The 14126-nt window shown below is 65.5% G+C and carries 11 protein-coding genes and 1 tRNA gene; 9 read left to right on the forward strand and 3 right to left on the reverse strand.

Annotated elements, in window-relative coordinates; translation table 11 throughout:
* The first annotated feature begins 122 nt into the window (after window positions 1-122).
* The 3 genes from pyk (at window position 123) to ACU4IU_RS17810 (ending at window position 3779) form a co-directional block, all read left to right on the forward strand.
* A complete protein-coding gene (gene pyk, locus ACU4IU_RS17800; protein ID WP_139467307.1) occupies window positions 123-1670 on the forward strand; it encodes a pyruvate kinase in 1548 nt (515 codons plus the stop codon).
* 218 nt (window positions 1671-1888) lie between these two features.
* The gene (locus ACU4IU_RS17805) at window positions 1889-3262 is read left to right on the forward strand and encodes a dicarboxylate/amino acid:cation symporter (protein WP_446657488.1); all 1374 of its coding nucleotides are present in this window, start codon (window positions 1889-1891) and stop codon (window positions 3260-3262) included.
* Window positions 3219-3779: an N-acetyltransferase family protein gene (locus ACU4IU_RS17810; protein ID WP_446657489.1), complete on the forward strand. Its 561-nt coding sequence runs from the start codon at window positions 3219-3221 to the stop codon at window positions 3777-3779. Before ACU4IU_RS17805 ends, ACU4IU_RS17810 begins: the two co-directional genes overlap by 44 nt.
* A gap of 75 nt (window positions 3780-3854) precedes the next feature.
* Here ACU4IU_RS17810 and ACU4IU_RS17815 read toward each other — a convergent pair.
* Window positions 3855-3936: transfer RNA gene (locus ACU4IU_RS17815), tRNA-Leu, on the reverse strand.
* A gap of 192 nt (window positions 3937-4128) precedes the next feature.
* Between ACU4IU_RS17815 and ACU4IU_RS17820 the strand changes: the two genes are divergently transcribed.
* A complete protein-coding gene (locus tag ACU4IU_RS17820; RefSeq protein ID WP_373284070.1) occupies window positions 4129-4749 on the forward strand; it encodes an ANTAR domain-containing response regulator in 621 nt (206 codons plus the stop codon).
* Between the two features lie 137 nt (window positions 4750-4886).
* Here the strand turns inward: ACU4IU_RS17820 and ACU4IU_RS17825 are convergent, their stop codons facing one another.
* Window positions 4887-5348, reverse strand: coding sequence for a PaaI family thioesterase (locus ACU4IU_RS17825; RefSeq protein WP_446657490.1), 462 nt, complete (start codon window positions 5346-5348; stop codon window positions 4887-4889).
* 42 nt (window positions 5349-5390) lie between these two features.
* Between ACU4IU_RS17825 and polA the strand changes: the two genes are divergently transcribed.
* Together polA and ACU4IU_RS17835 are read left to right on the forward strand one after the other, a co-directional pair.
* On the forward strand, window positions 5391-8054 hold the full coding sequence (polA, locus tag ACU4IU_RS17830; protein WP_446657491.1) for a DNA polymerase I: 2664 nt from the start codon (window positions 5391-5393) through the stop codon (window positions 8052-8054).
* 178 nt (window positions 8055-8232) lie between these two features.
* Window positions 8233-8472 carry a hypothetical protein gene (locus ACU4IU_RS17835; protein ID WP_446657492.1) on the forward strand — a complete coding sequence of 80 codons (240 nt, stop codon included), beginning with the start codon at window positions 8233-8235 and terminating at the stop codon, window positions 8470-8472.
* Between the two features lie 23 nt (window positions 8473-8495).
* On the opposite strand, the gene ACU4IU_RS17840 is transcribed toward ACU4IU_RS17835, so the two are convergent.
* Window positions 8496-9335 (reverse strand): class I SAM-dependent methyltransferase, encoded by an 840-nt coding sequence (locus tag ACU4IU_RS17840; RefSeq protein ID WP_446657493.1) that lies wholly within the window; start codon window positions 9333-9335, stop codon window positions 8496-8498.
* Window positions 9336-9541: 206 nt separating this feature from the next.
* Between ACU4IU_RS17840 and rpsA the strand changes: the two genes are divergently transcribed.
* From rpsA to coaE, 3 genes are read left to right on the forward strand one after another with little or no spacing between them, the layout of a single operon-like run.
* A complete protein-coding gene (gene rpsA, locus ACU4IU_RS17845) occupies window positions 9542-11026 on the forward strand; it encodes a 30S ribosomal protein S1 (protein ID WP_139467300.1) in 1485 nt (494 codons plus the stop codon).
* Window positions 11004-12899: a hypothetical protein gene (locus ACU4IU_RS17850; protein ID WP_446657494.1), complete on the forward strand. Its 1896-nt coding sequence runs from the start codon at window positions 11004-11006 to the stop codon at window positions 12897-12899. The genes rpsA and ACU4IU_RS17850 overlap by 23 nt, the downstream gene beginning before the upstream one ends.
* A 9-nt stretch (window positions 12900-12908) precedes the next feature.
* Complete coding sequence (gene coaE, locus ACU4IU_RS17855) at window positions 12909-14084, forward strand: dephospho-CoA kinase (protein WP_446657495.1); 1176 nt, start codon at window positions 12909-12911, stop codon at window positions 14082-14084.
* Window positions 14085-14126: the final 42 nt, after the last annotated feature.

The raw sequence follows: 14126 nt of genomic DNA on the forward strand, positions 1-14126 counted from the left end.
ATGCATGTCAGAGATTGAGAATGGGCGGTGGGGCGGCACAGCGAAGTGCCGCACTCTCACCGCCCGTGACCAGCGTAGAGCGGTGGAAACCGCCCGCTGAGACTTTAGGTAGGGTGGAGCGTATGAGGCGTGCAAAGATAGTCGCAACTTTAGGTCCGAACCAGAACTCCTATGAAGAGATCCGCGAGCTCGTCGATGAGGGCGTCGATGTCGCCCGATTCAATCTGAGCCACGGAAAACGAGAAGAGCACGAAGAGAAGTTCGCCTGGGTCCGCCAGGCGGCCCTCGACACCGGACGCCCCGTCGCCGTCCTGTTGGACCTGCAGGGTCCGAAGATCCGCGTGGGCACCTTCGCCAACGGGAAGGAAGAGCTCGTCGAAGGGGCCACCTTCACCATCACCAGCCGTGACGTCCCCGGTACCGCAGAGCTCGTATCCACGACCCTGCCGACCCTGGCCGAAGACGTCTCCGTGGGCGATCCGCTGCTCATCGACGACGGGCGCCTGCGCCTGCGCGCCACCGAGGTGACCGACACCGATGTGGTCACCGAGGTCGAGATCGGCGGAACCATCTCCAACCACAAGGGCATCAACCTCCCCGGCGTCCCGGTCTCCGTCCCCGCCCTGTCGGAGAAGGACGTCGACGATCTCAAATGGGGGCTTCAGCTCGGCTTCGACTGGGTGGCCCTGTCCTTCGTCCGCAGTCCCGAGGACATGAACGATGTGCGCGCGGTCATGGACGAGGTCGGCATCACGGCTCCGGTCATCGCCAAGCTCGAGAAGCCGCAGGCCGTCGACCAGCTCGATGAGGTCATCGATGCCTTCGACGGAATCATGGTCGCCCGCGGCGACCTCGGCGTCGAACTGCCGCTCGAACAGGTGCCGATCGTGCAGAAGCGGGCCGTTGAGATCGCCCGCCAGCAGGCCAAGCCCGTCATCGTTGCCACGCAGATGCTCGAGACGATGATCGATGCGCCGCGGCCCACCCGCGCCGAGGCCAGCGACTGCGCGAACGCCGTCCTCGACGGCGCCGATGCGCTCATGCTCTCCGGTGAGACCTCGGTCGGTGCGCACTGGGTCGAGGCGATCCGGACGATGAGCCGGATCATCGGCTCCACCGAAGAGCACGGTCTCGAGCGGATCCCGGCACTGGGCACAGTCCCGCACACGAAGGGCGGAGCCGTCACCGCCGCCGCCGTGCAGATTGCTGAGCAGCTCGATATCGACCTCCTGTGCACCTTCTCACAGACCGGCGACTCCGTGCGGCGCATGTCGCGGCTGCGCCCGGCCTGGCCCATCCTCGGCTTCACGCCCGACCCGCAGGTCCGCCACCAGTTGGCGCTGACCTGGGGAGTGCGCCCGTACCTCGTGAAGACCGTGCGTCACACCGACCAGATGGCGCGTCAGGTCGACGCAGTTCTGCTCGCGGACGGCACCGCCCGCGAAGGCGATCAGAGCATCCTCGTGGCCGGTTCGCCTCCCGGGATCCCCGGTTCGACGAACGCCCTGCGCATCCATACCATCGGTGATGCCGCCAAGGGTGTGACGGCCGCCTATCAGGATGCCTCGGATTCCGAGGAGGACCCGCTGGCCGGATACGGAGTCGTGGCCGAAGCGCCGATCACCCGTGAAGTGCCGATCGTGCGCGAGGGCCACTCTCCCCGCCACTGACCGCTACGAGGCTCAAACGCCGGCGGCGCCTGCCCCATGATCACGGGGCGGGCGCCGCCGGCGTCTCTGTGTCCGGGGCCGCGCGTGGACCGATTCCAAACTGCGAGACAGATCACAGGTGGCCCGGGAATTTTGCCGATTGCTCAACAGTTGTGCTCTCTGTTGCCTAATCCTCCCTGCGGATCTGTCAGGGGAGGACCCGCTAGGAGAGGAATTCAATGAGACTGCCCGCGTGGAGCAAGTCCTTCGGAGTGCAGGTGACCATCGCACTCGTCGCCGGTGTCATCCTCGGGCTCATCGCCCGCTCATGGGGACCGGTCAGCGACACCGCTGACAACTGGCTCGGCCAGACCCTGGACACCATCGGCTCGTCGTATGTCACACTGCTCAAGGCCGCCGTCGTCCCACTGGTCATCACCGCGATCATCGCGAGCATCGGCAACCTGCGCAAGGTCACCAACGCCGCCAGGCTGGCGATGTCGACCCTGCTGTGGTTCGCCCTCACCGCTCTCATCGCCGTCGTCCTCGGTCTCATCATCGGCATCGTCATGCAGCCCGGCGCCCACGCCGATGCCGCTTCGCTCAACGCCGGTGCACCCGACTCCCAGGGCAGCTGGCTGGGCTTCCTCACCGGACTGATCCCGGTGAACTTCCTCGGACTCGAGGTGGCCACCGCACCCGATGACGCCGGAGCCATGACCTCCGAGGTCAACTTCAACATCCTCCAGCTCATCATCGTCTCCGGCGCCATCGGCATCGCCGCGGTCAAGGTCGGCAAGGCCGCAGAGCCGTTCCTCCAGTTCACCGAGGCGGCCCTGGCCGTGGTCCAGAAGGTCGTCTGGTGGATCGTGCGCATCGCCCCGATCGGCACGCTCGGCCTCATCGGCAACGCAGTGAACTCCTACGGCTGGTCGACGATGGGTTCGCTGCTGTGGTTCGTCGTCGCCGTCTACATCGGCCTCGCGATCGTCTTCTTCATCGTCTATCCGGCCCTGGCTCGCGCCAACGGGCTGTCGGTGCGCCAGTACTTCTCCGGAGTCTGGCCGGCCACTCAGATGGGCTTCGTCTCCCGGTCGTCGATCGGCACCATGCCCGTGACGCAGAAGGTCGCCACCGACAACTTCGGGGTGCCCCACTCCTACGCCGCCTTCGCCGTGCCCTTCGGTGCGACGACGAAGATGGACGGCTGCGCTGCGATCTATCCGGCCATCGCCGCCGTGTTCGTCGCCCAGTTCTTCGGCATCGATCTCTCCCTCATCCAGTACCTGCTCATCATCTTCGTCGCCGTCATCGGCTCGGCCGCAACTGCCGGCACGACAGGTGCGACCGTGATGCTCACCCTGACCCTGTCGACCCTGGGTCTGCCCCTCGAGGGCGTCGGACTCCTGCTGGCCATCGAGCCGATCGTGGACATGGGCCGCACCGCGCTCAACGTCTCCGGTCAGGCGCTCGTCCCGGCCGTCGTGGCCAAGCGGCATGAGATCCTGGACGTCGAACGCTACGATGCCCCGCGCATCAACGGCTACGTTCCGACCGAGGAGGACGCAGATGTCGACGAGACCCGCACCGAGGACGCCCGCAGTCAGAGTTGATCTCCTCCCCGCCGAGGGGGTGGCCGAGCACGATGTCCTGCAGGTGACATCGCTGCTCGGCCGCCTCGTCGATGCAGGTGCCGCGCTCGGCTGGGTCTCAGCTCCGCCTGCCGAAGAGATCGCGGATCTCATCGGCAGCCTGGCCGCGGGCACTGACACCGGAAATTCCGCTGCGGCAATCGCTCGCACCGGAACCGTGGTCACCGGCTTCGCGTACTGGAATCGGTACGCTCGCCCGACGTTCCGCCCCCATGTCGACATCGAAAAGGTGGCCGTCGCCCCGGACGCTCAAGGTCAGGGCGCGGGCAGGAAGCTGATGGAGGCGCTCATTCGGGCGGCACGTCATCACGGCACGGAAGTGGTCACTCTCGACCTGCGCGGAGACAATGCGGCCGCCATCGGCCTTTATGAATCCCTCGGCTTCACCCGATACGGACGACTCCCGGACTTCGTGGCGGTGGGGGAGAAGCGATACGACACGCTGCTGTACTCCCTCGACCTGCGCGCAGGCCGCTGATCTTCGGTCGCCCATCGGCTCCCGGGGAAACGCAGAAGGCACTGTCGACATCACGTTCGACAGTGCCTTCGTCTGTACCGGATGCGGGACTCGAACCCGCACGTCTTTCGACAATGCATTTTGAGTGCACCGCGTCTACCGATTCCGCCAATCCGGCGCGTCACGAGCTGTCCTGTCAGGACCGCCTGTGCAACGGGGACGATTCTACTGCGCGCGCGGACCGATTGCACAATCGCCACCCGCCGAGGATGCCCTCCGGTGGCCACCGTCACCGCCCGTGGCCACCCTCACAGAATAAACTTCCGGGTCCGCTGGCCATGACGCTGAGCGCCTGGTCTAGACTGGTGCCGTGCTTTCAAACAGCGAAGAATCAACTTCAGATGAGTCCGTGCCGGTCCGCCGCGTAGTCGTGGCCGAAGACGAGGCCGTGATTCGTCTCGATATCGTAGAAATGCTCCGCGAGGTCGGCTATGACGTCGTCGGTGAGGCGGCGGACGGCGAATCCGCCATCCGCCTGGCTGAGGAGCTGCGCCCGGACCTCGTCGTCATGGACATCAAGATGCCCATCCTCGACGGAATCTCCGCCGCCGAGCGCATCGCCAGGGCTCGCATCGCGCCGGTCGTGCTGCTCACCGCCTTCTCGCAGAAGGAGCTCGTCGAGCGGGCCCGCGATGCGGGTGCCATGGCCTATGTCGTCAAGCCGTTCACCTCGGCCGACCTCATCCCGGCCCTGGAGATCGCGCTCTCGCGTCATGCCGAGATCAGCTCGCTCGAGTCCGAGATCTCCGATCTCACCGAACGCTTCGAGACCCGCAAGCTCGTCGAGCGCGCCAAGAGCCTGCTGCAGACCTCCATGGGTCTGAGCGAGCCCGAAGCCTTCCGCTGGATCCAGAAGACGTCGATGGACCGTCGCCTGACGATGCGCGAGGTCGCTGAGACCGTGCTCAAGCAGATCGGCACGAAGAAGTAATCACCTCCCGGACCGGTCACGGTCCGGACCCGGAACCCGAGAGGGCCGGCGAATCCCGAGATGGATTCGCCGGCCCTCTGCTTTCGCTGTGGACTTTCGGCTTTCGCTGTGGACTTTCGCCGAGGCGGCGCTGTGCCTCAGCCCTTCGGCTCGGTCTTCAGGATCATATTCGTGATCCGCACGATCGAGAGCAGGCGCCCCGCCTCGTCGGTCATCTTGACCTCATGGGAGACGATCGTGCGTCCCTGGTGGAGCACCTCGGCGCGACCGGTCACCACGCCCTCTCGCGCGGCACGCAGGTGAGTGGCGTTGAGATCGACCCCGACGACGTTCTTACCGCCGGAGAGCAGATACGAATGCATCGACGCCAGGGATTCGGCGAGAACGACGTGGCCGCCTCCGTGGAAGAGACCCATCGGCTGCCGATTGCCGACGACCGGAGCGGTGGCCACGACATGATCGTGAGCGAGCTCGACGAACTCGATTCCCATCCTCTCGGCCAGCTCACCCCCGGACCCCGTTGTGCGCAGCTGTCCGAGCAGCGTGTCGATCTCCTCAGGGGAGGTGTGAGCGGTCAGGGACACGTCGGGACGCAGCATCGGTTCTCCTTCAAGTCAGCTTCGAACGCTAGGCTATGCCATGTGAGTCACTCAAACGAATCCCTCCTGCTCATCGACGGACACTCCCTGGCCTACCGGGCATTCCACGCCCTGCCGGTCGAGAACTTCTCCACCAGCACCGGCCAGACGACGAACGCCATCTACGGCTTCATCTCCATGCTCATCAACGTCCTCCGCGACGAAGAGCCCAGCCATGTGGCCGTGGCCTTCGACCTCGGACGCCAGACGTTCCGCCTCGAGGAATACCCTGAGTACAAGGCCGGACGGGCGAAGACTCCGCCCGAGTTCCACCCGCAGATCGACCTCATCAAGGACATCGTCACGGCGATGGGCATCCGGGTGGTGACGAAGGAGGGCTTCGAGGCCGATGACGCTCTGGCGACGATGGCGAAGATGGGCACGGATGCCGGCTCGTTCGTCGAGGTGATGAGCGGAGACAAGGATTCGTTCCAGCTCGCCTCCGACCGGGTGACGATCCTCTACCCGAAACGCGGAGTCAGCGACCTCAACCGGATGACGCCGGCCGCGGTCGAGGAGAAGTACGGGGTGAGCCCCGCGAACTACCGGGGGCTGGCCGCGCTCGTCGGTGAGAAGGCCGACAATCTGCCCGGTGTGCCCGGAGTCGGTGACAAGACCGCCGCGAAATGGCTCACCGCACACGGAGATCTGCCCGGGGTGTTGGACAACGCCGACAAGATCGGCGGCAAGGTCGGTGAGAAGCTGCGCGACCATATCAGCGAGGTGGAGCGGAACTACCGACTCAACCGCCTCCTCGACGACGTCGACTTGGGACTGGAGTTCGACGATCTGGCCTGGGGCGAAGGCGACCCGGCCGAGCTGTCGAGCCTGTTCGACCAGCTTGAGTTCCAGGCCCTCGGCAAGCGTCTGGCCGCGATCTTCCCCGAGGCCGGAGCCGAGTCCGAGCCGGCACCGACACGCGAGACGACCATCGAGACCGTCGACATCGACACTCTGCTGACGAAGATCGCCGACCACGATGTGCTGGCGCTCGATTCCGACGCCTCCTTCGAGCTCGGCCACGGTCAGGCACGGACCCTGGCGGTCTCCGCCGAACCCGGCCGGGCCTGGGTCGTCGACCTCGCCGAGGCGGGGCAGAAGGCCGTCGGCGCGCTCGGTTCCGCCCTGGGCGGGCATTCGCTCATCCTCCACAGCTCGAAGCTGCAGATCAAAGCGTGGGAGTCGATGGGACTGTCCGTGACGGATATCGCCGGGGACACGGCCCTGGCCGCCTATCTCCTCGTTCCCGATGCCCGGTCCTACGAACTCGGTCAGATCGCCGCCGACCGCGCCGGAATCGATCTCAGCGAACCCGAGGCCGATTCCGGACAGCTCGCCCTCGACCTCGACTCCGATGCCGCGGTGACCACGCACGGCCAACGCGCCGCCGCCCTGCTCGAGGTCCACGAGGTGCTCGCGAAGGCCGTCGAGGACGCGAACATGACGCAGGTCTATCGCGAGATCGAACTGCCGCTCGTGCCCGTGCTCGCGCGCATGGAAGCGACCGGGATCGCGGTCGACGAGACCGGACTGTCGAACCTCATCGACGAATTCACGAAACAGGCCGAAGCCAGCGCGGGCGAGGCCTATGAGGCGATCGGCCACGAGGTGAACCTCGGTTCTCCCAAACAGCTGCAGACCGTGCTCTTCGACGAACTCGATATGCCCAAGACCAAGCGGACGAAGACCGGCTATACGACCGATGCCGACGCCCTGGCCGAACTGTTCGTCAAGACCGAACACCCCTTCCTCCAACACCTGCTGGCCTACCGGGATTCGACGAAGCTCAAGCAGACCGTCGTCGGACTGCTCAAGACTGTTGCCGACGACGGCCGCATCCACACCACCTACCAGCAGACCGTGGCCGCCACCGGACGGCTTTCGTCCCTGGACCCGAACCTGCAGAACATTCCGGTGCGGACCGAATCAGGCCGCCGCATCCGAGACATCTTCATCGCCGACCCCGAGGTGGCTGAGGGGACTCTGCTCACCGCCGACTACTCGCAGATCGAAATGCGGATCATGGCTCATCTGTCCGGCGATGCCGCGCTCATCCAGGCGTTCAAGGATGGCGAGGATCTCCACTCCTATGTCGGCTCGAAGGTCTTCGGAGTCGGCATCGACGAGGTTGACTCCGAGATGCGCTCGAAGGTCAAGGCCATGTCCTACGGGCTGGTGTACGGGCTCTCCGCCTACGGCCTTTCCCGGCAGCTTGCGATCGGCGTCGATGAAGCCAAGGGGCTGATGGACCAGTACTTCGAACGCTTCGGTGCAGTCAAGGACTACCTCGACGACATCGTCGAGCAGGCTCGCGCCAAGGGGTTCACGGAGACCATCATGGGCCGTCGTCGTTATCTGCCGGCGCTGCACAGCGACCGTCGGCAGCTGCGGGACATGGCCGAACGCGCCGCACTCAACGCTCCGATCCAGGGTTCGGCAGCCGACATCATGAAGATCGCCATGCTCAAGGTGGCCGCCCGTCTGGACGGTCTCCGCTCGCCGATGCTGCTGCAGGTCCATGACGAGATCATCGTCGACGTCCGTCCGGAAGAGATCGATGAGGTGAAGACGATCGTCACGGAGGAGATGGGGTCGGCGTTCGAACTCGATGTGCCTCTGGACGTCAACGTCGGCACCGGACGCTCCTGGCACGCCGCCGCCCACTGAGCTGCTGCCCGCTGTCCCGTCGAACTCGTTCAAGCGCAAGCGCAGAAAACGGTCTCGCCCACGCTCGTTCAAGCGTCCCCGCAGTTTGCGCGCCGTGTACCACACGACATCCGCGCTAGCGCTTGAACGAGAGCGCGACGGGTGAGTTGCGCGGTCCTGTCCCAGCCGGGAGTCGATGATGTCGTCCGTGAACGCGGCGTCGCCTCGGGGGAGGCGCACACGGACCTTCGAGCTCGTCGTCCACGGCATCGACATCGCCACGACACTCGGTGCCGAACCACTTGTTCCGGAGGCCGCGCTTCGGGAATCATTGGCGATCGCAGCGGGGCTGGCGATGCAGAGCGGGAAAGGAAGTTCAGTGCTCGCCGGGCTGACCGGGCGCGGGGGACTGGCCGAGGACTTCACAGTCCTCGGCTGAGGATCGTCCCCGTTCCGGCCCCGTCAGTCCTTGGTCAGGGTGGTGGAGAAGATCGCGGTACCGGGCATGAGCGCACCGCGCAGCGGTGACCAGCCGCCCCAAGCGGTCCGATTCTCCTCGGGCCATTCGGGTTCGGTCACCGAATCGAGCGTGAAGCCGGCTTCGACGAGGAGACGGACCCAATCGCTCATCGTCCGGTGATGCTCGGCGTAGACCGGCTGACCGTCCGAGGACAGCTCGACGTACGGAGTGCGATCGAAGTACGAGTACTCAACCGTCAGGCCGGCCTCACCCGGAACATCGGGGAACATCCACCGCATCGGGTGAGTCGTCGAGAAGACCCACTGTCCGCCGTTGCGCAGCACTCGGGCCACCTCGGCGAAGACGACCTCGGCATCCTTGACGAAGGGCAGGGCACCGTAGGAGGAGAACGCGCGATCGAAGCTGTTCGATGCGAACGGCAACTGTCGGGCATCGGCGAGGAGGAACGTCGGGGGAGTCGCCTCGGCGCTCAGGGGATGTTCGCGCTGCAGACGCGAGGCCTGCTCGAGCATTCCGGCGGAGACGTCGACACCTGTGGTGATCGCGCCCTGCTCGGCCAGCCACCGGGAGCACTGACCGGCACCGCAGCCGACCTCGAGAACCTGCTTCCGGTCGACATCGCCGAGGAGGCGCACATCGGATTCGTGAATTCCTTCCGGACACCAGATGAAATCCGAAGCCCCGAGGAACGTGCCGTGTTCGGCGAGATACTCCTCGGCCGAGTTGTCCCAATAGCTGCGATTGGCCCGGACGGAAGCCTCTTCGTCGATCGGGAGATAGCCACCGCTGATGACCTCGGCTCCGTCAGTTCCTTCGCTCATGGTTCCTCCGTGGCCCCAGGTGGTGATGATTCGTCTCTTCGGCGTGCATTCACACCCGAAAAGGTGCTAGCATTGACAACCGTATGCGCCTGTGCATACAAGTCCAAATTCGCAATCGAGACCGGATTCGGTTCTTGCGGCAACTTACACGACCTGCCGCCAGGGTACCGGATCTGGACCAATATTCCATCGGAGTCCCTACCTATATGACCACCACCACGCCGGAATCGGTGCAGCCGAAGCAGGTCGCTGTCAACGACATCGGAACCGCTGAGGATTTCCTCGCCGCCGTCGATGAGACCATCAAGTACTTCAACGATGGCGACATCGTTGAGGGCGAAGTCGTCAAGGTCGACCGTGACGAAGTCCTCGTCGACATCGGATACAAGACGGAAGGCGTCATCCTCGCACGTGAGCTTTCCATCAAGCACGATGTCGATCCCGGCGAAGTCGTCGAGGTCGGGGACGAAATCGAAGCCCTCGTTCTTCAGAAGGAAGACAAAGAGGGTCGTCTCATGCTGTCGAAGAAGCGCGCTCAGTACGAGCGTGCCTGGGGCGACATCGAGAAGATCAAGGAAGACGACGGCGTTGTCACCGGCACCGTCATCGAGGTCGTCAAGGGCGGCCTGATCGTCGACATCGGACTGCGCGGCTTCCTGCCCGCGTCCCTCGTCGAGATGCGCCGCGTCCGCGACCTCGCCCCCTACATCGGCCAGCAGGTCGAAGCCAAGATCATCGAGCTCGACAAGAACCGCAACAACGTGGTCCTGTCGCGCCGTGCCTGGCTCGAGCAGACCCAGTCGGCCGTCCGTCACGACTTCCTGCAGACCCTGCAGAAGGGCCAGGTCCGTCCTGGTGTCGTGTCCTCCATCGTCAACTTCGGTGCGTTCGTCGACCTCGGTGGTGTCGACGGACTCGTCCACGTCTCCGAACTGTCCTGGAAGCACATCGATCACCCGGGTGAGGTCGTCACCGTGGGCGACGAAGTCACCGTCGAGGTTCTCGACGTCGACATGGACCGTGAGCGCGTTTCGCTGTCGCTCAAGGCCACCCAGGAAGATCCTTGGCAGCACTTCGCTCGCACGCACGTCATCGGACAGATCGTGCCGGGCAAGGTCACCAAGCTCGTTCCGTTCGGTGCATTCGTGCGCGTCGAAGACGGCATCGAAGGCCTCGTCCACATCTCCGAGCTGGCCGTGCGCCACGTGGATCTGCCCGAGCAGGTCGTCTCGGTCGACGAGACCATCTACGTCAAGGTCATCGACATCGACCTCGAACGCCGCCGCATCTCGCTGTCGCTGAAGCAGGCGAACGAAGGCGTCGACCCCGAGGCCGAAGAGTTCCTCGACCCCGCTCTGTACGGCATGCCGCAGGAGTACGACGAGGACGGCAACTACAAGTACCCCGAGGGCTTCGACCCCGAGACCAACGAATGGGTCGAGGGCTACGAGGCTCAGCGCGAGACCTGGGAGCAGCAGTACGCCGCCGCTCAGGAACGCTGGGAAGAGCACAAGAAGCAGGTCGCCAAGGCCATCGCAGCGGATGCCGAGGCCTCCGCAGCCGATGCCGTCGGATCTGCCGAAGCCGCTCCGGCCACCGGATCGTTCTCCTCCGAAGAGGCGAGCGACGAGGGCACCCTGGCCAGCGACGAAGCTCTCGCAGCCCTGCGTGAGAAGCTTGCAGGCAGCTGATAGCAGCCACCAGAAGGGCTCCCGGTCGGAAGGCCGGGAGCCCTTTCTGTATGCCCCCACGGCTCGGGCACGCCTGCGCCCGTGGCTGTGGTACACCCTCATCCTCTGTGTCGGCAGCCTGACCGTCTTCGGCTCCGTCGCCGCGGACCCCGGCGGCAGCGTCGTCGCCTCCAACGACGACACCTCACTGTTCATCTGGTGGCTCGGGCACGGCGCGCAGGTTCTCGCAGACATCCTCGGATTCGGACCAGGGGAAACCGGCGGCCTGTTGTACACGGAATCGATGAACGCCCTCGGCGGGGGAGTCAACGGAGCCTGGAACACCTCGCTCGCAGGGTTTGCGATCCTGCTCGCTCCCGTGACGTGGGTGGCCGGCCCCATCGTGAGCTACAACCTCCTCATCCTCGCCTTCCCGGTGCTCGGCAGCCTGGCCACAGCTGTGCTCTTCCGCCGCTTCCTCGACCGCCTGCCCGCTTTCATCGCCGCTGCCGGAGTCGGCTTCTCCAGCTATGTCATCGCCCAGCTCGGCGGCCACCCGAACCTCGCCTATATCGTCACCCCGCCCCTGACCGCCTGGGCGATCCTCGCTCTCCTCGACCTCGGCCGCGCGACACAGGTGGATCCCGGCCGTTCTCTGCTGCGCAGCCGTCGCCTGTGGCTGCTCGGAGGAGGGTTCGGGCTCCTCCTCGGCTTCCAGTTCTACGTCTCCACCGAAGTTCTGGCCGGAACCTTCCTCGCCGCACTCTGCTTCCTGGCCAGCCTCGCCGTCTTCGGACGCCGCCTCTACCGCGCTCGGTCATGGGTCGTCCACGGTCTCGGTTCCGCAGTCGCCGGCTGTATCGCCATGCTGTGTGCGATCCCGCTGCTGGTGACCATGTCCGGACCGAACGCCCCACAGGGCGCCATCCGCCCACACGGAGTATGGAACACCGACCTGCTCGACCCGATCCTGCCCGCAGCCCCGGCCTGGCTGAGTTCCGGAGTGTCTCCTCTGCCCCGAATCATGGAGATCGACCCCGCCGAACTCGGCGCCTACGTCGGCGCACCAGCTCTGGCGGCGGCTGTGCTCATCGTTCTCGGCCTCGCCCACCGGTCCGCACACGCGGTGCCGGTGCGCATCGCCGCGGCAACCGGCATCCTCGTCGGCCTGCTGGCACTCGGCTCACCGATCCTCCTCGGCGGCCGAATCGCCCTCGCGACCGGTCCGTTCGCGCTCATCGAAGCCATCCCCGTACTCAACAACATCCTGCCCATGCGGCTCGTCCTCCACTCGACGATCGCGCTCTTCGCCGTGCTCGGAATCGGCCTCCAGTGGGCGCTGAGCCACCGGAAGCTGCTTCGCGCCCGCGCCCTCCTCATCCTGTTCGTCCTCGCCGCCGTGGCCATCCTCCCCGCTCCGCAGACCGCCCATGAGGTGACAGTTCCGGACTTCTACGAGCACTCCATCGCCGAGGTGATCCCCGCCGGATCCGTCGTCAAAACCTTCCCCCGCCCCCTCGCATGGGCTGAGCCCCACGCCGACGAAGCCATGGTGTGGCAGTCGGTCAGCGGATTCCGCTACCGCGAGACCGGCGGCTACTTCATCGGTTCGAGCCTGGAATCGCCGGTGACCTATTCCGCCCCCGAAGATGCCCTCGACGAACTCCTGCACGGCTCCGTCTTCGACGGGGAGCCCATGCCGGACGCGGACAGCCCGGAAGTCGCCTCGGCGATCGCCAAACTGAGGGAGACCGGGGTCGACTTCATCGTCCTCGCCCCCGAAGCTCCGCTCCTGCCGGGAGGCGACGGAGACTATGCAGCATTCCTCGATGCCGCCGTCGGAGATCCGATCTTCGCCGATGAGGGAGTGCGGGTCTACCGACTGGATCAGTAGGATGATCCCATGCTGAGAATCGGTCTCACCGGCGGAATCGGCGCCGGAAAGTCAACGGTGTCCGCAATGCTCGTCGAACACGGGGCAGTGCTCGTCGACGCCGACAGGATCGCCCGCGAAATCGTCGAACCCGGGCAGCCGCTGCTCGAGAAGCTGGCCGAGGCCTTCGGGCCGCAGGTGCTGCACTCCGACGGTTCGCTCGACCGGCCGGCACTGGCCGCGGCAGCCTTCGTCGATTCCGAGCACACAGCACGGCTCAACGGCCTCATGCATCCGGCGATCCGCGACCGCACCGCCGAACACTTCGCCATGTACGCCGACGCCGAGATCGTCGTCCACGACGTCCCGCTGCTCGTCGAGAACGACATGACACCGGCCTACCACCTCAATCTCCTCGTCGACGTGCCCGCCGAGGTGCGCCTGCAGCGGCTCATGGACTCCCGCGGAATGGACCGCGACGACGCCGCCGCACGGATCTCCCGCCAAGCCGATGACGACACCCGCCGAGCAGCCTGCGATGTCATCATCGACAACTCCGGTCCCGTCGAAGAGACGAAGGCCGCGGTCGCCCGGCTCATCGAATCGCGGATCCGGCCCTTCTCCGCCAATCTCGCGTCCGGGCAGCGGGCACCGAAGGCAGCCCTCGAACTCGTCGATCCCGCGGATGCCGACTGGATCGGTGACGCGCAGAGAGCGATCAGGAAGCTGCGACACGGCACGGGCGAGGAGTTCGCCATCGAACATATCGGCTCCACCTCTGTGCCGGGACTGCCCGCCAAGGACGTCATCGATCTTCAGCTCCTCGTCCCCGATCTCACCGCCGCCAGGGAGCTGGCACCCCGACTGGCCGAACTCGGTTACCCGGGAGCCGAGATGAGCGACCACCTCGGCGAAGAGTCGACCGAAGGGAAATGGTTCCACGCGAACACGGACCCGGGCCGCGCCGTCAATCTGCATGTGCGCACCGCGGACTCGGTCGGTGTGCGCTTCGCCCGCGCGTTCCGTGACCTGCTCATCGCAGACACGGGGGAGCGGGACCGTTACCTCGAGTTGAAGAGAGACCGTTTGGCCGAAGCCAAGGCTGCGGGCGGGACGAACGGGCGGATGATGCGAACATATGCGGAATCGAAGGAACCGTACTTCCTGCAGATGCGCCGCCGACTGGTGCCCGACAGCTTCGACTGACACGCTGACACATGTCGGTAGGCACTTCGCCGAGGCTGTCGT

This window comes from Brevibacterium sp. CSND-B09 (assembly GCF_052906525.1).